This window comes from Leptospira wolffii serovar Khorat str. Khorat-H2, assembly GCF_000306115.2.
GTDB lineage: Bacteria > Spirochaetota > Leptospiria > Leptospirales > Leptospiraceae > Leptospira_B > Leptospira_B wolffii.
The window spans coordinates 59,865-81,214 of sequence record NZ_AKWX02000023.1; the positions used below are offsets into that span (position 1 = coordinate 59,865).

Consider the following 21,350-nt stretch of genomic DNA (forward strand, 5'->3'; position numbering starts at 1 on the left):
GAGGTTATTATCTTGAAAAGGTCCGTTTGCATTTCCCTATTATTTGCCGTTTTGTTTTTCTGGAATTGTTCCTCCACCGAAGTGAAGGAACCTCGTAAGATCGAGAAGGTTATGCGGGTTCAAGCCGGGGGCGGATTGCGTCTTAGAATCGCTCCAAGTATAGACGCTAAGAAAATCGATTTAGTCACCGATGGAGACGCGGTGGAAACCTTCGGAGAAGTGGGTGAAATCGAGATCCAAGACGGAAAGCGAGGACGATGGGTCAAAGTCCGTTGGAAGAAGAAGGACGGCTATGTTTTCGGCGGCTTTTTAGAGCCCGTTTCCGTCAAATAAGGTGAGAGATTCTTTCCTACGCTTCCGCAAGGCTCGTTCTTCGGAAGCGATTTTCTTTTAAAGGCATTACTATTGAAACGTTCTATCGTTAGATTTCTAAATCAGTTTTATTTGGAAAACGCAGCCGGTTATTTTGCCGGAGCCACTGCTCTCGTTACTTCCTACTCTTTACTTATCAATCCGAGTTTCGGTATTCTAACCCCCGCTACTATCGCCGAAGGAAAATGGTGGAGCGTTGCTCTTTATGCCTTCCGTTTTCTTTCTCCGAGCGAGGCGGTCGGAAACGGTTTTTGGGTTTGGTTTTCTTTGGGAATCCATTCTTATGTTCTTCTCGTAGTGGGCAGGCTTCTGGAAAATCTTTTGGAATCTCCCCGTTTCAATCTATATCTTTGGTCCGCGATTTTTCACGTTACGATAGGTGGGGTCCTTTCGGTATATTATCCGTTATTCGTAGAAACTAGATCGATTTATATTTGCATGATCATAGGGATCGCGATCCTGATTCCGGAATCGGAGATCTTCATCATCCCGATCAAAATGAAATGGATCGGAGTCGTAGTGGCGGTTTACGTTGTCGGTTCCGCATACGGACAGGCTCGTCTAACGGGTTCTTATCTCCCTTTATTAGGTTTATATTTCAGTTATGCGAATTTGATCTTATTCTTCGGAAAAAGCCTCTTCGATTCTTTGACTAGAAAGAAAAGAGGAACCGCTTGGGTTGCGAAGCAAAGGGAAGTTTTCGCTATTCACAAATGCTATATCTGCGGAGCGACGGAAGTTACCGATCCTCAGGCGGAATTCAGATATTGTGTGGATTGCGAAGATCAGGAATACTGCGATAAGCACCTGCATAATCATACTCACATTCGTTCTAAAAACGCCTGATTTTAGCTCCCTTAAGAGAGACGTTGAGCAATTACGAAGAGCTATTATCTCAAAATCATTTCCAAACCTGATTGACTTTGTAGGAAGAAGATTACAAAGTTTCGGATCTGCATGGAGAAGAATGCATGATCGCGATCGTCAAATGGGTCGAATCCATTTTCGCTTCGATTCCTCTTCCCTTATTGGAAGTTTGGGGACGTTTCGGATATATTCTCGGATTGTTTTTGACCGCATTCGCCTATGGCAGATTCACTTTCCGGTCCCAGGGTAAATGGAGTTTAACGCGGATCCCCCAGGTTTGGGACGCTAAGGCATTATTAAGCGTTCCTATTACTTTCATACTGATCTTAATTACCGGTTATATAGGGTCGTTTTTCGTTCTCGTTCCCGGAGCCCAGACCTTCGAGTCCCTCAAGGATTTATCCGTTTTTATCTGCATTCTGATCTTCGGCTATCCCGCTTTACTCGCGGTTCCTTTCGCCTACGGAGTCTCCGATTTGATCGAAGGTGTGCCTCCGGAATTCCTATTGGATTGGGGATTGGCCTATTTTATTAATCCTTCCTGCTTTTGGATCTCCTACGAATTGATAGGTAAGAATCCGGATTTTAGAAGGCTTAGGACTTGGGGAGGTTATGCGATCTTCGTTATAGTCTTTATGACTTTGGAGCCGATTCTATGGGGATACGTTTGTTCCCCTCAGTTCACATCCGAAATATCGTATAGAAATATTACTCCTGCTCTATTCTTTACCACCGCGGTAACCTGGGGTTTCGCTCCTTTTGCCATGCTTGCTGTCTTTCCGGTCGCCAAGAAATATTGGTTTAGATCGGAATCCGAAGCGAACTCCAAAGAGGCTCCGTCCTCCTTGGATGGACTTCCGATCCGTATTTTTATCGCGGCGCCTTTCATCATTTTGATTCTACTAATGGTGGGTGCCACCGCTTTCGTAACCCTGAGGAGTTCGGAAAATGCGGCCGAGGAACTTGCGGGTAGACTCCATCAAAAAGCATCAGAGAATATCGGCCTCCTTCTCGACGAGTATCTGGAGAAGAATCCGAACGACGAAAGGGGAAGAATCGATAGTATCCATAAACTTCTGCAAAAGACCGTGATTTCCTCCGCAGGGAGATCCTTCCTTTTGAACAAGGAGGGAGTTCTTGTGGCTTCCTCCAAGGAAGAAAAAAAGTCGGGCGATCCGAGTTTAAAGGGGGAGGAAAGCGAGGACTCCGTAGTAAAGGCGGCGTCGACTTATCTAAGTTCAAACGGATATAATTTAAAGAATTTGAATGCATCTTTCGTGTTCGATTTCGATTTAGTTACCGCTAAGCCCCTGTCCAGGGAGAGATGGTTGGCTCATGCGAGTCCTTACAAAGATCCGAACGGAAAGGTAGGTTGGATTCTCGTCACCGTTATCCCTTCTTCCTTCTATCTTTCCGGAATCCGAGAAGGAAACAGCCAGTCCGCAATGGTATTCGCGGCCTCCTTGGTGCTTTCGCTTCTCATCGCCGCATTGATCGCTGGGATCGTAACCAAGCCTGTTCAGAAAATCGCGGAAGCTAGCTCCTCAATCGCAGTCGGCGACCTAAGCCAAAGAACTCCTAAGACTAAGCTCCAGGAGCTCAATTCTCTTTCTACTTCTTTCAATCATATGGCCGAGCAATTACAGGAATCGTTTCGCAGGATCCAGGAGAGAGAGGATCAATTCAGGGATTTGGTGGACACTACTCCCGGAATCGTTTGGGAAGCGGATGCGGATAGTTTCGGTTTTACCTTCGTCAGTAGACAGGCCGTAGATATGTTCGGCTATTCGATGGAAGAATGGTCCCAGCCTAGATTTTGGGAAAGGCATATCCATCCGGAGGATAAGGATAGCGCCTTGCGTATCTATACCGAATCCATGAGAACTAGCGATTCTTACGATTTCGAATACCGGTTTCTGAAGAAGAACGGAGACTTTCTTTGGATTAGGGATATCGTCAAGGTCATCTCGGAAAAAGGAAAGCCGAAATGGTTGCGAGGAGTGATGATCGATATCACAGAAAGAAAGGGCGTAGAGGAAAAACTGCTGGATAGAAATCGATTCATCGAGTCCATCCTGGATATCGTCCCAGGTTTATTGTATATTTTTAATATAGATAAGCAGGAAGTTGCTTACGTAAATTACGGAACGGAAAGGCTATTGGGATATCCTTTGGAAAAGATCCAGAGTTTCGGGCAGAATATGGTCGCAACTCTGATGGATCCGGAGGATTTCGAAAGATATAAGAATGAAATTTTTCCCAAGTATCTACAGGCGAGCGATCGGGATCTGATCGAAAACCAATTTAGGATGATGCATGCCGACGGAGATTGGCGTTGGCTCGAATCGCGCGAATCCATCTTTCGAAGGGATTCCAACGGGAGTCCCAGCGAAATATTCGGGATCACATACGATATCACTAAGAGTAAGCGCGCGGAAGAAACGATTCTGGATTTGAATGCAAATTTGGAGAGAAGAATCGAGGAAAGAACGGAGGAACTGAAGAAGTCCAACCAGGATCTGGTCGAAGCGGTATTGAATCTGGAAAGGATCATGAAGGAATTAAGGGAGACTCAGAACCAATTGCTCCTTTCCGAAAAACTCGCGGCCTTGGGACAGTTGGCGGCCGGAATGACGCATGAATTGAATACTCCCCTCGGGGCCATCGCATCTTCCAATCGAGCGATCATGGACGTACTCACGAACGAAATGAGAAGAATTCCCGGTTTTCTCTCGGGACTGACTCGGGAAGAAAGCGATGTTTTTCGGATTCTGATGGAAGAGAGTCTGAACGGTGTTTCGGAGGATGAAATTCTCCCGAGTCGGGCTTTCAAGAAGGAGTTGGCGGCAAAACTGAAAGATAACGGTATCGAGAATTACGAGAACGTCGCGAATATCATTTTGGACTCCGGTCTTTATAAGATAGGGGATAAGTCCATAGAATTGTTGAAATCGGAAAATTCCTACGAGATACTGAAAGCGGTGGCGTCTTTCGCTTCTTTGTTGAGATTCAGTCAGATCATTTTGATCGCTACAGGTAAGGCGTCTTATGTTGTGGATGCGCTTAAGAATTATCTCCACTCCAACGACAACGTTTCGGAGGAGGTTCTGGTTCCTGTGGATGTTTGTATGGAAATCGATACCATATTGACCTTATATCACGGAAAAATAAAATACGGTGTCGAAGTCGTAAAGAAATACGCCGAAGGAAGTCGCTGTATGGGGGATACAGATCGATTGAATCAGGTGTGGATCAACCTCATCAACAACGGTCTCCAGGCCATGAATTATAAGGGAAAGTTGGAAATCGAAACTAAAAAGAAGGACGGTTGGGTCATTGCATCCGTTACGGATTCCGGATCAGGGATCCCATCGGAGATTCAGGAAAGAATTTTCGATCCTTTCTTTACCACAAAAAAACACGGAGAGGGAATCGGATTGGGCCTGGATATTTGCAAGAAAATCGTCGAAAGAATGGGGGGAAAAATCGAATTCGAGACGGCGCCGGGTAGAACCAAATTCAGCGTTTGGTTAAAAGAGGCCGATTCGGTTTAGAGAGGAAAGTATGCCTAAAGTAGAAACTACTCGGAAAGCCATTCTCTGCGTGGATGATGAGGCGATCATTCTGATCACTTTGCAACAGGAGCTCCGAAAACAATTCGGAGAGGAATTCAAATACGAGACCGCCCTGAATGCGGAAGAAGGAATGGAAGTCATAGACGAACTCGCCGAGGCGGGAGTGAACGTAATATTGATTCTCTCCGATTGGTTGATGCCCGGAATTAAAGGCGACGAATTCCTAATCCAAGTTCATAGAAAATATCCTCATATACAATCCATTCTTATCACAGGCCATGTGGACCAAGCCGCTGCGGACAGAGTTAAACGGGAAGCGGGAACCTACGCGGTGATTTCCAAACCCTGGGACTTGACCAAATTAATGGACGCGGTTCGCACTTGTTGCAGCCGGAATTGAGTCTTATATAATAAAGGTTTAATCTTTTGCTTCTGATGACCTCATTCATAGCCGTTGGAGCTTCAAACTAACGATCGTTCGCCATAAGAGCTCCCGTGGAAAACGGATTGACCTTTTCCTCGGAAACAAGATACTAAAAGCTCTTATAGGTTCCTCATGCTTCAGAATAATTATTTCAGCGATGTCCCCGATTTACAGCTCCATTTCGAGCATATCATTCCTTGGAAGGAAATCATAGATTCGTACGAAAACGGATTCACGGATGCGGCCAAGTATAGGGCGGGGGACGAAAGATTCTCCACAGCGCCCTCTTCCTACGACGAGGCCAAAGAATATTACAAGACTCTATTGGAGTCGGTGGGAGAATTTGCGGGCAAGGAAATCGCCCCTTACGTGGCGGAACTGGATCGGGTCGGAGTTAAATTCGAGAACGGGAAAGTCGTCTTCCCCGAAAAATTATTGGAGATCGTGCGTAAGGCAAGGGATGCGGGATTACAGCCCACCGGTTTTTCGCGCAAATACGGCGGACTGGGAGTTCCTTGGTCCGTTCGCGCCTTCTTTAGTGAAATCTTATATAGAGTGGACGCCTCCGTATGTATCGCGATCGGATGCGTGAACCTGGCAGAGATTGTGGAAAGGAACGGAAGCGAACAACTGAAAGACGAGTGGCTCCCAAGATTGGCGGCGGGAGAATTCGCCTGCGCCATGGGACTTACCGAACCGGACCACGGTTCCGATCTACCGGGGCTTCGCACCCGGGCCGTCCACAAGGAAGGAAATACGTATCTTCTGAACGGAACGAAAAGATTCATCACGCAAGGATGCGGTACGGGAGAGATTCCGGCCATTCTACTGCTTTTGGCTAGGACGGGAAATCCGGGTAGCGGAGCGAGAGGACTTTCTTTCTTTCTGGTTCAATCCAAGGACATTCAGATTGCAGGGATCGAAAAAAAGATGGGACTTCATTGTTCCCCTACCTGCGAAGTGGTTTTGGAAAATACTCCGGGCATTCTCATCGGAGAAGAAGGTCACGGTCTCATAAGACACACTATGGGAATGTTGAACGGCGCGAGAATGGGGATCTCCCAACAAGGAGTGGGTATCGCTCAAGCCGCGTTAAGCGAAGCCAAGAAATACGCTTCGGAACGGATACAATTCGGAAAACCGATAGGAACGATTCCTGCCGTCAGAAAGATATTACGCAGAATGGAAAGAGAAACCATGGCAATGCGTTGTCTCATGTTAGAGGGTGCAAAAACCATGGATCTATATTATTTCCGTGGAGAGCATCTACAGCAAAAAGGAGCTACGGAAAGAGATCTCAAATCCGATGTGGTGCTGAAATATTGGGAAAAGTTAGCCGGTATCTTGACTCCTATTTCCAAATTCTATTGTTCGGAAACTTGCGTGAAAATCGCAGGAGACGCAGTGCAGGTACACGGAGGAGCCGGGTTTACCGAAGATTACGACGTATCCCGAATCTATAGGGATTCGAGAATTACTACGATTTACGACGGAACTTCTCAGATCCAAGTCAATGCGAGTATCGGAGGAATTAGCACCGGTATGAGCGGTCACGGTTTCCTGAGAGAATATATCGAGCATGAATGGGCTCATTTTCCGACGGAAGAGACGCGCGTACTTTCCGAGGTTTGGGAAGGTTACCAGGAGATCGTGAATCTTTATAAGGAACTTCCCGGTTCGGAAGATAGGGAAGAAGCGGCCGACGAGATCGTTTGGGCGACGGCAAGACTGCTTTCGGGCATGCTCTTTTATCGATCCACTCAAAGAATTCCGGAGGAATTACGATCCGAGCGACTTTCTCATGTGGAAGAATACAATCTGGACAGCCTGGCTTATACGGAAGGCCTACGCGCTCGCTTGAAGATGAAGGCCGCTTCCATTCAGGCAGTTTAAAGTAACTTACGAATTCGAAAAATTTTTTTCCGTATTATTTTCCGCTTAGAGAGCCTTTCATGGATTCGAATTTTTCGTTCGGCAATTTACCTTCTCCGTTCAAAGAAAGCGAAGGTTGGATCGATAATACGAAATACATGTCGATCTCTCCTTTGCCTTTCGCCTGGATTTTTCCCCGGTGTTCGCAAACGAAGAAATCTTTTACTATTTCATAAGTCGCGCCGGAGATATTCACATAGCCTGACTTGCCGGAGGATTCCATTCGACTAGCGGTATTCACCGCGTCTCCCCAGACATCGTAGGCGAATTTATCCGAGCCGATGACGCCCGAGGTGACCGGACCGGTATGTATACCGACCCTTAATTCCCAAAAAGGAAGATTTTGGGCGGCCTTATTCTCCGCAATTTGCTTCATAAAATTCTGAAATTCTAGACCCGCCAAACAGCTATCGATCGCATGAGAATTGTTCGAACTCGGGATCCCTCCCGCACACATGTATGAGTCTCCGATCGTCTTTAATTTTTCCAATCCTTGTTTGGAAACTACCGAGTCGAATTTCGAAAAACAAGCGTGTAGATTCTCCACCAAGGTCGCCGGTAGCATTTCTTCCGCGGTCTTAGTGAATCCTACGAAGTCGGTGAAAAGGATAGTCGCAGAGTCGTAGTAAACGGGGGAGACGGTTCCCTTTTCCTTCAGTTCTTCCGCGACCGTTTTAGGTAGAATGTTCAGTAGCAATCGATCGCTTTTTGCTCTTTGTACTTCGGCTTCATTTCTGGCTTCTATCGTGCGATCTCTCTCTTCCGCCAATTCTTTGGTTCTCTCGATGACCTTTCTTTCCAAATGAGCGGATAATTCTTCGCTGGTATTGAAGGCTCTTGCGATTCTTCTTCCAAGCATAGCCGCTTGTGCAAACGTTAGTAGGAATAGGCCTGCCGGTGTCAGATATCCCGGGCCGACATGGAACAAGTAGAATAAGAAGTCGTTAACTACGGATGCGAAGAATAGCACCAGTCCTAATAGCATTAGTCTTGCTCCGTCCTTTTTTCTAAAGGAGGCCCGGATTAGAACGAGGATCGAGAACAATCCGCCCCCTACAATCAGTGCCTGGTAGTAAGGGAGGGTATGGGAGAAGAGAGAAGGGGGCAGTACCAATACGGACAGGCACATGGGCAATGACAAAGATAGGATTGCGATCAATGCGTACTTGTGGAAATCGTCCGGAAATAATCTGCGGAAGAAGAGAGACATGATAGGTACTCCCAAATAAAAGGCCAAGTACTCCGCCTTAATGAAAATGATCCAAGGAATGAAACGAAAACTTTCTCCTAAGAATCTTTCTCCACTGAGTAAGACTCGCATGGTGATCGTAAGACAGATCAAAGAAAACCAGAGTATCTCCTGATCTTTCCTACGGAAGAGGAAAAGCCCCATATGATACAAGCCCATAATGAACAAGGCTCCTGCAAGAAAGGAACTTGCTAACCTGGATCTGTCCCTTTTGCCAAAGATCTTGGTTGAATCACCCAAGAGTATAGGCATTTGAAATCCGCCGTTCCTATGAACATGATTGGAGATATGTACTACTACCTGTACTTCCTCGCCGCGGGAGACGGTGGAAGTTTGAGGGAGATATTCCTGGCGTTCGTCCGCCTCCGAGGTGCCTACGATCCCGTTTCTTGCGATCTTCTTTCCGTTCCAATATACTTCATAGGCGGATCCTTGCCCGTCCTCTATCTGGATGGCCAAATCGGGAGCGTTTTCCGGCAAGAGTAACGTCAGACTATATGTTGCATAGCCGATCGCGCCTAAGGGTTTTCCGTCCAGATCGTAGCCGTTCCAAACTCCGGGCACGGAAATAAGTCCGGTAGGCGTCGGAGGCTCTTCCTGCCAAAATTTTTCCGTAGGAACGAATTCCATCCAATAGAAGAGCCATTCTCCGTTTAGTTCCGTAATTCCATCGTTCTGGAAATCCCAATCTCTCAGGTCTAGGAGTCCGTTCTTTGCGGTGGGAAAATGTCGCTTAGTGGAGTCCGCACAGGATAAGAAGGATAGGCCGAAAAACAGGGTTATTAGGAGAAAGGGGAGGATTTTTAAGCGGAAACGGACCATAAATCAATCGAACAAATGAGGGATTGAAGCCGACTTACGCGAGCTTTTTTTCATCGAAATACTTATACTTTTTGAGAATTGGTCGATGCAAATAACAGGAGGGGACTATGCCCGCGTTTTCCATTCCGGGACTTAGCTCCGGTCAGGACACCAATCAGATCGTAAAGAAGCTCGTAGAACTCGAAGCCAAGCCCATCCGTAGATTGGAGCAGCAAAACGGGTACAACGAAGCGCAGGTCAAAGCCTGGAACGACCTCAAGACTCTGACCACGGACCTCCAAAATAAAACCAGAGAAATCATATCATTTACGGCTCCTTTCGCCACTAAGTCCATCGTTTCCGATCCCGAAGGAGTGATCACCGGAGACGCGGCTCGCTCCGCGTCCAGCGGAAAGAGAAAGATAGAAGTGAAGGAACTTGCCACATTCCATCAAATCTCGGGAGATCCTATCGATAACGAGAGAAAGATTCCAGCAGGTAACTTCAAGATTTTTTCCGGAGACAACGAGAAAGAGATCGAATTTCAGGGTGGAACTGTCCGGGATTTATTTCTCACCATTCGTACCGCCGCTGCGGGGATCGTTCAACCCACTCTAGTGAAAGTGGATCAGGATAAATCCGTTTTAACGTTAGCCGCTTCCCAATCCGGATTGGACAACCAACTCAAGTTCGACGATACGAACGGAGTCTTAAAGGCAGCCGCTCTTGTGGGAGGAATGCTGCCCCAGGATCCTCCCCAGTCCTTCTCTCTACCTTGGGAACCGGGACAGACCAACGCTTTTCAACCGGATAAATACGGAATGAGCGCGGATGCCAAACCTACGTTTATTCCAGGCGACGCAGCGAAGAAGGAACCTTCCAAGGTAAAACTAGGACCCAAGCAGGCTTTCCAATTTCATGTGGATGCAAAGGAAGGAAAGAAGGGGGCGAGAATAGAAGCCATTCTCTCCGAGCCTTTGGAAGAAGGGGAGACGATTTCCTTAGGAGTGGTCTACGACCAGGACGAGCAAGATAAAGTGCTTCTGGATACGGCATACCATAAGGAAGGAAAGATCCGCATTACTTTCAAATCCGCGATGGAAGGAAAGAAGATCCATAAGGTGATCGTGGTCAACCAAACCGGAAAGGAGAAGGAATTCTCGGGTTTCCGTTTCGTCCTTCCTTCCGAATTCAACGGAGCCAAGCCCGCAAAGACGATCGCGGAGGCGAAGGACGCAACGTTTACCGTGGACGGGATCGAAGTCAAGAGACCCAAGAACGATGGGTTGACGGACGTACTCGATGGGGTACTTCTGAATCTGAATAAGAAAAGCGAAGGACCTGTCACGGTGGATATCAAGGTGGATTCCGCGAAAGGAATCCGTATGATCAAAGAATTCATCGAAGCATATAATAATGTTCTAAAATATTCCAAGAATGCCACGGCCGTAAATCGGGACGGTAATATGACCGACTCGAAATTGGACGATCCGGATATCAGCAGGTCCTTTTGGGAAGGCAAAACCAAGACAGGAGTGCTTGCGGGAGAAAATTCCGTGGTACGATTGGTTGCGGGTATGAAAACCGTAACCACGTCTTCGTTCCCCGCATTGGGTACGTCGGAAATTCGTACCCTGGCCGACATAGGAGTTTCCACAGGGGATGTGGGAAGTAAATGGGCGGATATCCAAGACGGATTTTTGACCCTAGACGAGGCAAAGCTTTCCAGAAAGCTCGCGGAAAATCCGGACGCGGTCCGGCATTTGTTCGCCCAGGATACGAATTCGGACGCTAGAATGGATATTGGCGTCGGTGTGAATCTGGTGGAGCATCTGAAGCCGTACACCCAATTCGCCGGAGGTTTGGTCACAAGCAAGATCAAACTTCTGGAAGAACAGGTTTCGGATAATAATAAGAAAATTAAGAATTTTGAATCCCATCTCATGAGCTACGAAAAGAAGCTGAAGGAAAAGTTTCTGTATATGGAGCAGGGAGTGGGTAAGAACAAGGCCGTAGGATCCTATCTGAACAATAATCTCAGTAGGGGCCAAGGCGACGACAAGTAAGGAATCATAAGGTTAAACGGAGGAATCACCGTGGAAATATTCGTAAACGATCAGAAATTAGAGAGCGTCATCGAGAACGAGAAGAATTTGGGCGAGGTCTTTGATGCGGTAGGTCGTTGGGTGGAAGTGAACGGCAAGTTCCTTCTTTCCTGCCTAGTCGACGGTGAAGAATTCCAGGCCGGAAAAATGCGAGGTTCCTCTATCTCCGAAACCGCAAAGATGGAGTTTTTCGTAGGAGAAGAGTTGGATATTCTTATCAGCTCTTTGAACGAATTGGACGCCTATGTGGATAAAGTCGGGAATACTCTTTTGGGTCGCGATAGTTTGACTGAAAAGGAATCCAAGGAACTCGTGGATGGTTTCGGTTGGATCGAAAGCCTTTTGCAATCCGCCGGCAAGCTTCTTAAATTGAAATACGATCAGATCAAGCCAATGGGAACGGGAAACACCGTACAGGATATTCTTGCGGAATTGAATGCTCGCGCATCAAAGCTGGAAGGAACGGCGGCGATCGAGGAATTCTTAGAACATTTGCGAGACTTGAAATTGTTCATCATGGATTTGGTCGCTAGAGCTTCGGTACTCGATTTGGAACTTCCCACCCTGCGCGAAATTCTGGATACATTCATCAAAGCGGTACCCGCGCTCAAAGAAAGTTTCGTCAAAGTCAACGAAAGCTATCAATCCGGAAAGGACGAAGTTGCGACTCATCTTTTGACGCAATCCGTTTCCCAGATCAACGTATTACTCACTTCGTTCATTACGCTGCGACAAAAATTGCCCGGTATGGACTTTTCCAAGATCCAAATCGAAGGCAAGAGTTTTGAGGAAAAGACAAACGAATTGAACGATACTTTGGCTTCCGTGGCATTGGCCCTGGAGGAAAAGGATATCATTCGTGCAGGAGACATCATCGAATACGAGATTCCGGGGGCTCTGGACGAGCTGCTCCCTTTTCTCGCTAAGGTGAAAGAACAGGCGGATTCGATCCAGGTCTGATTTTATCCGGTAACTTCCAAGCAGAATAAAGTTAAGTCGTCCGTCATGACTCCGTCTCCATAGGATTCCGAATAGGATACTAGGGAGCGGATAAGCGCGTTCGAGTCCTGGTAGGATAGCTTTTTTACCGCTTCTATTAGGGTTGAGTTACCCATAGGAATCCCTTTGGATCCTCTTACTTCGAATAATCCGTCCGAGTATAAGAGCAATCGATCTCCCGGTTTCAATTCCGTTCGGAATTCCTCCAAGATAGGAGTTCCTACAGCGAGAAGGACTCCTCCTTTTCCCTCCAATTCCAGGGTTTGTCCGCCCCTAAGAAGCAATCCGGCATGATGTCCTCCATAGCTATATTCTAATATTCTTGTGTTCGGTTCGTATCTTAGGTATACGGCGGATATGAAGTGCTGGGTTACTACGGAAGACAGCAAGTCGTTCGTGAATAATAGTCCCTCTTTCGGTTTACTTCCTTTGCGGGAGACGACACTGAATGCGATGGACGCCATGGCGGCCACCATTGCCGAGGAGATTCCGTGTCCTGAAACGTCCGCGAAAAGGATTTCCAGGCTTCCGTCGGTTCCTTCCACGCAATTTAAGATATCCCCTCCTACTCGATCATAAGGCCGGAAATAGGAAAAGATTTTGAATTTATCGGAGATGGGAAACTCACGAGTGGTGATTGTATCCTGTACTTCTCTCGCGATATCCAAGTCCCGGATTACTCTGGAATAGAGCATATTGATTCTCTCCGAGGCTTCCTTCTTTTCCGTGATATCTCTCAGAACGTAGACTTTCCCGACATCCCTTCCGGAAATAGGGATCTCCGATTTCGAGACTTCGAGATAGAGTGAGTTTGACCTAGGCAGAGAATACTCGTCTTCCGGTTCCGTCTCCCTTTGGATTTCTTTCTTCCTTTTAAAATCCATTCTGGAGAACGCCTTTTTGGTGAATCCTTCCAGGTAATTGGCAAGATTCAATTTCTCGGGAGAGGGGGAGTCTTTGGAAAATCCGAGCATCTCTCTCGCGCTCTCATTCCAATAGAGTAGATCGTCGGAGGTGGAAAGAAGAAGAACACCCTCTCTCAATTTAGAATAAAGTTGCAAAGCGATCTTCTCCAGTCGGATTTCCAAAAATCCGTATTTCGCGATCGCGATGAAGATACAGATGGATTGTATCACGCTGGCGCTACCGCTCAAAGGAGGATAACTTAAGTCTCCTCTCGGAAGCCTGGGCAAAACGGTGGTTAAGAAACCGAGTATCGAAGTAAGCAAGGTTCCGAAGGCGAGCAGATAGCATTGTTTTCTAAATCCGGATTCTTCTTTTCTGGATTCGTAAATCAGAAGAAAGACGGCGTATATTGCGGGGGCCACAATTAGAACGTTCAGGCTATAAGAATATAACGGTCCGGGGAGGAGAATGTCTCCCCAGTATTTTCTTTCCACTCCTCGGATGATCCAATCCGTGGTAAGTGTGATCGGAAACACCGCCAGAGAGAGTCCTCTCAAAAGATACAGGGCTATATTCGGATTTTTGGATAGAAATGCGAATACGAACTCCAGGAAAAGGGTTCCGCAGAGTAGCCAGGAAATCGAACTGATTTTGAAAATCCAAATCATCCAATGAGGAGGTAAAAAAGACCAATAGAGTATGATGGACAATATCCAAAGGCTCAGATCTCCGGAATACAATAGATAAAGATGAACTACCCTATGCCTTCCCTTCAGAGCGAGAACGTACGTAAATAAATACAGATTAATGAAAAGAGCAGATAACGGAACGATTAAATAAGGATTCATTTGGAATCGATCTCCAGAGCCAGCATAGCAAGGTCGTCGTTATGTTTTCCTTTTCCGAATTCCAAGGCCTTTCTTTGGGCGGCTTCCAGAAGGGATCTTGTGTCCCTGTCCGCCATTTGCCCTAACCATTCCAAAAATTCTTCGTAGCCTAGAATTTCCCCTACTTCGTTTTTCACTTCGTATAGACCGTCCGAATAAAACAACAGACGATCTGCAGGGAGTAAATCGAAAGAATAATCCTGCAGTTGCAGCTCCTTGATTGCGAGTAGGATTCTACCTTCTCCTTCTAAAGGAAGTAGTTTGCCCTTTCTGAGAACGAGGATGGGGTGATGACCCGCGTAAGAGAATCGGACTCGATTCTCGTCCGGATAATAGCTCGCGAATACGGCGGAAATATGATGGTGGAGTACGACCTTGGAAAGCATCTCGTGGATTTCGGAAAGGCTTTCCTTCGGGGAAAGCAATTTGCCCGATACGATTTGGAAGGTGATGGAAAGCATACCTCCCACCATGGCCGAAGCGATTCCGTGTCCTGAAACGTCGGCAAAGAGTATGTCCACTCTTCCCGAAGGATGGTCTATGACTCGGAGCATATCTCCCCCTACCTTATCGATAGGTTGGAAGAAGGAATGGATACGATAGGCGCCTTTGTCCGGAAATTTCTGGGTAATAATGGATGCCTGGGTGATTCTAGCGATTTCCAAATCGTTTACGATATGGGAATAGAGCTGGTGGATTTTCTCCTGGGCCGCCTTTCTTTCCGTTACGTCTCTCAGAAGATATAATGTTCCGAATTCCTGGTCGGAGATACGAATGTCGGATAATGTAAGCTCGATGAAAGTTTGGCCGGATTTATTGGATAACTGATAATCCCTGGGAAAATGGTCCTGTTCCGGACGGAACCCGACGAAGTATTCTTCCGGTTTGAAGAATCCTTCTTTGGAAGGGGCCCCGTTCAAGATTTGTATGGCGGCCTGGTTCGCGAAGAAGAATTCCCCATTCTCCTTAGTGAGTACGATTCCGTCGTGTATATCCCGGAATAATTCGATCGCGATTCTTTCCAGACTGATATTTAGAAACCCGTATCGAGTGATTGCGACGAGCGTGAAGATGGATTGGATTGTAACCGCAACCGGAGTCAGCGGAACGGAGAGGAATCTTCCCTGTTCGTCTAAATTGAACAGTTCGGTATAAATACTGATGCCCAAGGCGATGGCAGTTCCCAAGATCCAGAGATCGAGTTGACTTCTGATCTTTCGCTGGCGGGTTTGGAATCTTTCTTTTAATAGCAGGGCCAAACCCCAAATTGCGGGACCACTGGCCACTACTCCGCTGAACGCTACGAACAGAATTCCAGGATCCAGTTCGTAACCCCAATCGTATAGAACGGAGCCTTTTATGATCCAATCTGTAGAGGCGGTGATCAGAATGGTTCCGATGACAGCGAATCGGAAAAAAGGGAGAACGATTTTTGAACGAATGTTTAAAAAACTGTAAACGGTTTCCAAATAGAATAAGCCAGTAGGAAGCCAGGTAAAACAGGAAAGTTTGAAGATAGGAGTCATCCATTCCGGAGGAAACATGCTCCAGTAAAGGATATAGGAAAGCAGCCAAAGATCTATGAATAGGGCGAATCTCAGGAAGTCCCGGATTACGGCGCTTCGGAACCTTCTAGCGAAAACGTATGAAATTAAGAGAGTATTTGTGATTAAAGCGCTTATAGGGAGAAAAAGGTAATAATTCATAGGCCCGACGCTGCGAGGCATCGTAACCGAATTGGACGACGGAATCAATCCCGAATGAAATTGCGACGGAGCTTTTCTGGGCTAAAAAAGCCAGATTTTCAGGGTCCGGAAAATTCTATCCGAATCGCTTCGCCGGACCGGGAAAATAGTTTGCGTTAGACGACATTGTTTTAGATACTGGCGCAGCTAACGTAATGTCTTACGGCCGGAGATAGTCGCCATGGAAGCAGGGGATTTGTTCGGAGATTCGGAAAAAACCTCACCCTATCTGACCAAGAACTCCGTTGCTTTTATTCCTAAAGAGCCTCCCATTCTATCTCTCAAGGGTGTTACCCTCACCCCCGTATGTACTTGCCCCGAATGCGGAGCAGATAACAAGACTCCTTGGTCCAAATCCAGGGGAAGGCTCCGGGATTGGGCGGCCTTCTTGGAGGAAGTCCAGGAAATCATCTGTACGAACGAATCCTGTACTAGACGTTTCGTGCACACGTATTTCTTCGAGTTCCCTCTCGGGATTGCGATCCTGAATAAATCCGCGGTTTTAAAGCAGATGTTGATCTGGTTCGAAACGGAATCCGGGCAACCGGTTTCAATGGGTTCCGAGGACGACGATATGAAGCTTTTGTGGGATCCCTTTTTCGAGTCTATCCCGGATTGGGCGGATCATATTCCTTTATCTTTATTTACGAATATACTCATATATACTCCGCCGGAAGATCTGGAGGGAGTGCTTTTGGGTAGAAGGGGCACTCCTCTATTCGGTGGAATCGGATGTAGGGAAGGGGCGTAATTTTAGAAGTCAACGTTCGGCTAAAATCTTACGGGAGACTTCTTCGTCCGCCTTCAATTGGGAAACCAAAGCGTCCACTCCCGAGAATTTGATTTCTTCCCGGATCTTGCTTGTGAATAAAATCCTAACCGTCTTTCCGTAAATATCTCCCGAAAAATCGAAGATATGACTTTCCAAACTTACGACATTGTCTCCGAAGGTCGGATTGTTTCCGATATTGATCATGCTCGGATAGGTTTTGCCGTCGATTTCCGTTCTTCCAGCGTAGACTCCGATTCCCGGTAGGATCAATTCGGGTAATGGACGGACGTTTGCCGTGGGAAAACCGATGGCTCTCCCGCGTTTGTGACCTTCTACCACGGAACCGGATACGGAGAATTCCCTACCTAGGCATTCCTCCACTTCCTCGACTTTTCCGGATCGCAAAAGGGACCGAACATGGGAGCTGGAAAGTTTGGTGTTACCCAGAAAGACCGGATCCAATTTTTCCAATTCGTATCCGAGTTCCGAGGAGTATCGCTTTAGAAGTTCGTAATCTCCTCTTCTTCCTTTTCCGAAGCAATGATTGAAGCCTATCAGAATATGCTTGGCGCCAAGTCCGTCGATTAGAACGTTTTTCAGGAAATCTTCCGCCTCTATTTGCGCGAATTCGAGAGTGAATGGAACTACGATGAGCCAATCGATTCCGTAGGATTCTATCAACGTTTCCTTATCCGATTGAGTCGTGATTCCGCCGGAGTCCTTGTCTTTACCTAAAACTAAGGCGGGGTTCGGGTAATAGGTGACCACACAAGAAGGAACGCCTTTTTCGAGGGAGATTTCCTTGGTTCTTTCCAAGAGGGCCTGGTGCCCCAAATGAATTCCGTCGAAATTACCCAGAGTCACCACCGTAGGGGTGTTCAAATCCGTCTTTAGGTTCTCCAGACTTCTAAGAATTTTCAAGTTTCCCTCCGCAGGGCAGTCGATATTCTAAAAAGATGAACTGGCTCCGTTTTGCAATACTCTTATTCCTGATTCCGGCCACTGCGGGCCAGGGTCTTTCCGGAGAGGAAAATCGGAAAACGAAAAATTTCGAGAATTTCGCCAAACCTATGGGAGGAGAATCCTATATCTCCGAGGATTATAAGACTTTTCCGGAGCTCTCCGTTTGGGGACTGCATAACGGTTTGAAATTGGCTCCGGACAGAAAGGACCCGGCTCCGGGATCCGGAACGGGAAGGCTCTTCGATAACCAATGTAGAATGGTCCCCGAGCAAGGTTTGGAAGTCCTACTAATCGCGGATCCGGATCGGAAGGACACCATTTACGTCTATTTCGACCTGACTCTTTTCGAAAGAACGGAGTACGCAGCTCGTTTGCCTGCGAGGGAACTTAGAATCTATGCCAATGGGAAAGAGAAGAGGATCGTGCGTTTTCCCGATTCCGGTTTATATACAAAGGCTTTGTATTCGGGAACTCCTCCCGTCTTTATAGAAGTGGATCCCTCCGAACTTGCTGACGGACGGTTGCTTCTGAAATTGGTTCCGATTGCCGGAGAAAAGGGAAGGTTCTGGGGAATTTGGGACGTTTTTCTTTCTTACACGCCCCCGGAATTCGGTTAAGAAAATTAAGGGAACTGGCTGGAGAACTCCGTTTCCGAGAGAGTTTGAAAATAGGAAGTGAGACCGGCTACTTTGAAAACTTTTTCGATGGCCGCTTTCATATTCGCTATGAAGAATTTGCCGTTCAATTCTTGGACATAATTCAACTGCTTGATGAGCATACCGATACCGGAAGAATCGATGTAATTCAGTTTTTCCAGATTGATGACTACGTTATTATTGTTTCGATCGATATTCTGTTCGAAGAAATTCTTGAGATCGATGGACGTATAAATGTCCAGGCTCCCGGAAAGGCTTACTATGTTTGTATCGCCGGATTTTCTAATGCTGATTTCCATGATCTTCCCTTCCCTTTTCGTAGAAACCGGCCGGAATTCAACGAATTTTTAGGAAAAATCCGGGCTTTTTGACGGAATGGACGACATTAGTAAGGAGGATACCTTCCGGATTCGATTCATGAAGAAGCAACTTTTACTTATTCTTCTGCTAATTACCATGGGTTGGAATATTTTCGCCCAGGATTTTGAAGCGGATGGTCAGATCAAAATTCTCCCCTATGAGCCGACTCAGGTTAAGGATATAGAGAGTCTGACCAAGGATATCAAGGACTTTCATAAGAGAATCGAACAGATGCTTCCCTTCCTGAATAAAAGGAAAAAAATTATTGATAACGAATACTTCCAATTCGTTCCTGCTTTGGAGAATTTCAATTTTCCCGTGCGAGACAGATATCTGATCGATAAGAAGTTTTATCTCAAAGTTTCCGGAGGTCAGGGAGCTTTGAAATTGGAAGGAGTCCGTTTTATTACCCGCAAATCCTTGGTCACTAAACTCCGTCCCGTAAACGACGAGATCGGAGAGATGAAGAATGACGGAATCTCTTCCTCGGATCCTTCCACTATCGTTCTAATCGTAAAAAGACGTACGGATGCGGGAACGAAGGAAGAAACCTTCAACTTGGCAAATATACGAAATCCTAATCAAAGAGTGAAATTCGTAAGATCCTATAGGGACAACCTCGGCGAGGTCGTTCGAGCCATAGATAAATATGTGGAAGGTACGATTCGTGCCGACTCCAAGGATGTGGACACTATGCTCGACGGTTTGGATAGCGGCGGTTCCTTCCAGGAATACGACTCGAATCGATAGAGTACTATTCGGGATTTCCGGGGTCTAAATCCAAAGTATGAGTCCGCCCTGGATCGATCATTACAGAGTTTTAGGCCTGAGATACGGAGCGAGCCCGGAGAGCGTAAAACATCGGTACAGGGAATTGGCTAAGATCTTTCATCCGGACAACCAGGGAACCGGTTCTCCGGATGTGTTCCTACAAGTCGTTCAATCCTACCAAATTCTCTCCCAACCGGAGGAGAGATCCCGTTTCGATCTGGAATTCCTCTCCAGAAAAAAAGAGGAGGAAGATTCTCGTTCTCGCATCCATTGGATTCCTCCATCTAGGATTCAATTCGCAACCCAGGCGGTGGAATTCGCTCGTAGAGGGTTGCTCCGTGCGGGGATGAGAAGCAGGGATAGAAAAAAATACACCGGAATCTATCACGATATACGTATCTGTCTTAAGAAAGAGGAGTTTTCGGGAAGAATCTTCGCCGCCATTCCTCTGGTGGTCCGCTCCATTTGTCCGGAGTGCAGAGGCTCCGATTTGAATTGCGGGTCCTGCGGAGGAAAAGGGAGCTATAAGAGTTTTCGATATTTGAAATGGAGTCCCGAACCGGGTAGTCTTGTTCCGGGGAGAATCTACACTCTGGATCTTTCCGGATTTCGTCCCGACGCGTTTACTCATTTCAAGAAGCGGACCCTTAAAGTTAAAATTGAACTCTTCCTGGGCGGAAAAAAATAGGCATATGCAGAAGGTTTTCCAATTCGAACCGATCTATAAGGAAAAAGTCTGGGGCGGAAGAAAGCTAGAGACATTTCTAGGGCGAAATCTTCCACCGGGAGAGATAGGAGAATCATGGGAAATTTCCGATTATGGATCCGATCTCTCCGTTATCGTTAACGGAGAATATTCTGGCAAAACGTTGCGCGAAGCCTACCGTTCGGATCCGGATTCCGTTTTGGGTAAGCCTTTTCGAGGAAAGGATTTTCCCCTTCTTATCAAACTCATAGACGCAAAAGAAAAACTCTCCGTGCAAGTGCATCCCGACGATGCATATGCGGATAAATTCGATCCCGAGTCTTCCGGTAAGAAGGAAGCATGGACAGTGTTGCAAGCGGATACAGGATCCAAATTGGTCTGCGGTTTTTCCAGAAAGACAAACCGGGAAGAATTCGCCGATTATGTAAAGTCCAACCGAGTCGAAGAGGTTCTGAACGAAGTGGAAGTATCCGAATTGGATTCCTTTCTTCTGAATCCGGGACGTATTCATGCGATCGGAGCGGGCATTCTTCTCATGGAAGTGCAACAGTCTTCGGATTCCACTTACCGCGTTTACGATTACGGTCGTCCTAGAGAGTTGCATCTTAGTAAGGCCTTGGACGTCTTGGATTATTCTTCCGCGGATCCTCAGGATAGATTGTCTCGTAAAAGGATCGATGCTGCCGGTTACGAAAGATTCCTACTGACCGCGAACGATAAGTTTCGGATGGAGATTTTGGAATCGGATCGGGAAATTCTTCTCCCCGCTTTTTCCCAAGAACCGGTATTTCACGTTCTTATGATATTAGAAGGGCATTGCTTCGTGGAGGGTTTGGATCTCAAAAAAGGGGATACGGTACTCGTCACCGCTGCGGGAATCCGGGAGGGAGTCGTTTGCAGACCCGGATCTCCTAAACTTAGATTGGCTTGGTCCGGACCGGGCACGGATTGGATTGCGTTTAATGCAGATTCCAGATAATAGCGGCTTTTCGGAAGAGCCTTTACTCTGGGTCAGCGAATCCGAAATCAAAAAGCAGAGACAAATCGCCAAGGAATTGCGTAAGACTCCTTGGTGGAAAAAAAAGAAGGCGGACGGAATTTGCCATTATTGCGGGAAGAAATTTCCGCCGGAAGATCTGACCATGGATCATCTGATACCCTTGGCTAAGGGCGGAAAGTCCATTAAAGCCAACCTAGTTCCCGCCTGCAAAGACTGCAATAACGCTAAAAAGAACAAATTACCTTTCGAGGATTTTTAAA

Annotated in this window: 18 protein-coding genes; 13 read left to right on the plus strand and 5 right to left on the minus strand. The window is 46.8% G+C overall.

Going from position 1 to position 21,350, the window contains the following annotated elements:
* The first annotated feature begins 12 nt into the window (after nucleotides 1-12).
* From LEP1GSC061_RS18350 to LEP1GSC061_RS18370, 5 genes are all read left to right on the plus strand, one after another.
* Nucleotides 13-333 (plus strand): SH3 domain-containing protein, encoded by a 321-nt coding sequence (locus LEP1GSC061_RS18350; RefSeq protein WP_016547358.1) that lies wholly within the window; start codon nucleotides 13-15, stop codon nucleotides 331-333.
* Between the two features lie 72 nt (nucleotides 334-405).
* A complete protein-coding gene (locus LEP1GSC061_RS18355; protein WP_016547439.1) occupies nucleotides 406-1,218 on the plus strand; it encodes a hypothetical protein in 813 nt (270 codons plus the stop codon).
* Between the two features lie 125 nt (nucleotides 1,219-1,343).
* On the plus strand, nucleotides 1,344-4,793 hold the full coding sequence (locus LEP1GSC061_RS18360; protein ID WP_016547132.1) for a PAS domain-containing protein: 3,450 nt from the start codon (nucleotides 1,344-1,346) through the stop codon (nucleotides 4,791-4,793).
* Nucleotides 4,794-4,803: 10 nt separating this feature from the next.
* Complete coding sequence (locus LEP1GSC061_RS18365; protein WP_016547221.1) at nucleotides 4,804-5,214, plus strand: response regulator; 411 nt, start codon at nucleotides 4,804-4,806, stop codon at nucleotides 5,212-5,214.
* A 156-nt stretch (nucleotides 5,215-5,370) separates the two neighbouring features.
* Nucleotides 5,371-7,131 carry an acyl-CoA dehydrogenase family protein gene (locus tag LEP1GSC061_RS18370; protein ID WP_016547072.1) on the plus strand — a complete coding sequence of 587 codons (1,761 nt, stop codon included), beginning with the start codon at nucleotides 5,371-5,373 and terminating at the stop codon, nucleotides 7,129-7,131.
* Nucleotides 7,132-7,165: 34 nt separating this feature from the next.
* Here the strand turns inward: LEP1GSC061_RS18370 and LEP1GSC061_RS18375 are convergent, their stop codons facing one another.
* Nucleotides 7,166-9,241, minus strand: coding sequence for an adenylate/guanylate cyclase domain-containing protein (locus LEP1GSC061_RS18375; protein WP_016547150.1), 2,076 nt, complete (start codon nucleotides 9,239-9,241; stop codon nucleotides 7,166-7,168).
* A gap of 107 nt (nucleotides 9,242-9,348) precedes the next feature.
* On the opposite strand from LEP1GSC061_RS18375, the gene fliD reads away from it, so the two are divergent.
* Together fliD and LEP1GSC061_RS18385 are read left to right on the plus strand one after the other, a co-directional pair.
* Nucleotides 9,349-11,286, plus strand: coding sequence for a flagellar filament capping protein FliD (fliD, locus tag LEP1GSC061_RS18380; protein WP_016546978.1), 1,938 nt, complete (start codon nucleotides 9,349-9,351; stop codon nucleotides 11,284-11,286).
* 30 nt (nucleotides 11,287-11,316) lie between these two features.
* A complete protein-coding gene (locus tag LEP1GSC061_RS18385; protein ID WP_016547003.1) occupies nucleotides 11,317-12,285 on the plus strand; it encodes a hypothetical protein in 969 nt (322 codons plus the stop codon).
* Between the two features lie 2 nt (nucleotides 12,286-12,287).
* On the opposite strand, the gene LEP1GSC061_RS18390 is transcribed toward LEP1GSC061_RS18385, so the two are convergent.
* Nucleotides 12,288-14,078, minus strand: a complete 1,791-nt coding sequence (locus tag LEP1GSC061_RS18390; protein ID WP_016547034.1) for a SpoIIE family protein phosphatase — start codon at nucleotides 14,076-14,078, stop codon at nucleotides 12,288-12,290.
* Nucleotides 14,075-15,823 (minus strand): SpoIIE family protein phosphatase, encoded by a 1,749-nt coding sequence (locus LEP1GSC061_RS18395; RefSeq protein WP_040510106.1) that lies wholly within the window; start codon nucleotides 15,821-15,823, stop codon nucleotides 14,075-14,077. Before LEP1GSC061_RS18395 ends, LEP1GSC061_RS18390 begins: the two co-directional genes overlap by 4 nt.
* A 220-nt stretch (nucleotides 15,824-16,043) precedes the next feature.
* On the opposite strand from LEP1GSC061_RS18395, the gene LEP1GSC061_RS18400 reads away from it, so the two are divergent.
* Nucleotides 16,044-16,613, plus strand: coding sequence for a hypothetical protein (locus LEP1GSC061_RS18400; protein ID WP_016546968.1), 570 nt, complete (start codon nucleotides 16,044-16,046; stop codon nucleotides 16,611-16,613).
* Between the two features lie 9 nt (nucleotides 16,614-16,622).
* Here the strand turns inward: LEP1GSC061_RS18400 and LEP1GSC061_RS18405 are convergent, their stop codons facing one another.
* Nucleotides 16,623-17,555: a bifunctional riboflavin kinase/FAD synthetase gene (locus LEP1GSC061_RS18405; RefSeq protein ID WP_016547432.1), complete on the minus strand. Its 933-nt coding sequence runs from the start codon at nucleotides 17,553-17,555 to the stop codon at nucleotides 16,623-16,625.
* A gap of 35 nt (nucleotides 17,556-17,590) precedes the next feature.
* On the opposite strand from LEP1GSC061_RS18405, the gene LEP1GSC061_RS18410 reads away from it, so the two are divergent.
* Nucleotides 17,591-18,214, plus strand: a complete 624-nt coding sequence (locus LEP1GSC061_RS18410; RefSeq protein ID WP_016547330.1) for an LIC10729 family protein — start codon at nucleotides 17,591-17,593, stop codon at nucleotides 18,212-18,214.
* 5 nt (nucleotides 18,215-18,219) lie between these two features.
* Here the strand turns inward: LEP1GSC061_RS18410 and LEP1GSC061_RS18415 are convergent, their stop codons facing one another.
* Complete coding sequence (locus tag LEP1GSC061_RS18415) at nucleotides 18,220-18,552, minus strand: STAS domain-containing protein (RefSeq protein WP_016547079.1); 333 nt, start codon at nucleotides 18,550-18,552, stop codon at nucleotides 18,220-18,222.
* 118 nt (nucleotides 18,553-18,670) lie between these two features.
* Here LEP1GSC061_RS18415 and LEP1GSC061_RS18420 point away from each other — a divergent pair, with 118 nt between their 5' ends.
* Genes LEP1GSC061_RS18420 through LEP1GSC061_RS18435 form a run of 4 tightly spaced genes read left to right on the plus strand, consistent with a single transcriptional unit; the run spans nucleotide 18,671 to nucleotide 21,349 of the window.
* Nucleotides 18,671-19,363 carry an LIC_12936 family protein gene (locus tag LEP1GSC061_RS18420; protein WP_040510107.1) on the plus strand — a complete coding sequence of 231 codons (693 nt, stop codon included), beginning with the start codon at nucleotides 18,671-18,673 and terminating at the stop codon, nucleotides 19,361-19,363.
* A gap of 37 nt (nucleotides 19,364-19,400) precedes the next feature.
* Nucleotides 19,401-20,072 carry a J domain-containing protein gene (locus LEP1GSC061_RS18425; protein ID WP_016547192.1) on the plus strand — a complete coding sequence of 224 codons (672 nt, stop codon included), beginning with the start codon at nucleotides 19,401-19,403 and terminating at the stop codon, nucleotides 20,070-20,072.
* Between the two features lie 4 nt (nucleotides 20,073-20,076).
* A complete protein-coding gene (locus tag LEP1GSC061_RS18430; protein ID WP_016547112.1) occupies nucleotides 20,077-21,069 on the plus strand; it encodes a type I phosphomannose isomerase catalytic subunit in 993 nt (330 codons plus the stop codon).
* Entirely contained in the window at nucleotides 21,053-21,349 is a 297-nt protein-coding gene (locus LEP1GSC061_RS18435) for an HNH endonuclease (protein ID WP_016547278.1), read from the plus strand. Before LEP1GSC061_RS18430 ends, LEP1GSC061_RS18435 begins: the two co-directional genes overlap by 17 nt.
* Nucleotide 21,350 lies beyond the last annotated feature (1 nt).

Coding starts and splice junctions, on each gene's coding strand:
- LEP1GSC061_RS18395 (WP_040510106.1), bottom strand. CDS start 15,823: ATGAATTATTACCTTTTTCTCCCTATAAGCGCTTTAATCACAAATACT.
- LEP1GSC061_RS18390 (WP_016547034.1), bottom strand. CDS start 14,078: ATGAATCCTTATTTAATCGTTCCGTTATCTGCTCTTTTCATTAATCTG.
- LEP1GSC061_RS18370 (WP_016547072.1), top strand. CDS start 5,371: ATGCTTCAGAATAATTATTTCAGCGATGTCCCCGATTTACAGCTCCAT.
- LEP1GSC061_RS18400 (WP_016546968.1), top strand. CDS start 16,044: ATGGAAGCAGGGGATTTGTTCGGAGATTCGGAAAAAACCTCACCCTAT.
- LEP1GSC061_RS18420 (WP_040510107.1), top strand. CDS start 18,671: ATGAAGAAGCAACTTTTACTTATTCTTCTGCTAATTACCATGGGTTGG.
- LEP1GSC061_RS18425 (WP_016547192.1), top strand. CDS start 19,401: ATGAGTCCGCCCTGGATCGATCATTACAGAGTTTTAGGCCTGAGATAC.
- LEP1GSC061_RS18415 (WP_016547079.1), bottom strand. CDS start 18,552: ATGGAAATCAGCATTAGAAAATCCGGCGATACAAACATAGTAAGCCTT.
- fliD (WP_016546978.1), top strand. CDS start 9,349: ATGCCCGCGTTTTCCATTCCGGGACTTAGCTCCGGTCAGGACACCAAT.
- LEP1GSC061_RS18375 (WP_016547150.1), bottom strand. CDS start 9,241: ATGGTCCGTTTCCGCTTAAAAATCCTCCCCTTTCTCCTAATAACCCTG.
- LEP1GSC061_RS18360 (WP_016547132.1), top strand. CDS start 1,344: ATGATCGCGATCGTCAAATGGGTCGAATCCATTTTCGCTTCGATTCCT.
- LEP1GSC061_RS18435 (WP_016547278.1), top strand. CDS start 21,053: ATGCAGATTCCAGATAATAGCGGCTTTTCGGAAGAGCCTTTACTCTGG.
- LEP1GSC061_RS18410 (WP_016547330.1), top strand. CDS start 17,591: ATGAACTGGCTCCGTTTTGCAATACTCTTATTCCTGATTCCGGCCACT.
- LEP1GSC061_RS18365 (WP_016547221.1), top strand. CDS start 4,804: ATGCCTAAAGTAGAAACTACTCGGAAAGCCATTCTCTGCGTGGATGAT.
- LEP1GSC061_RS18430 (WP_016547112.1), top strand. CDS start 20,077: ATGCAGAAGGTTTTCCAATTCGAACCGATCTATAAGGAAAAAGTCTGG.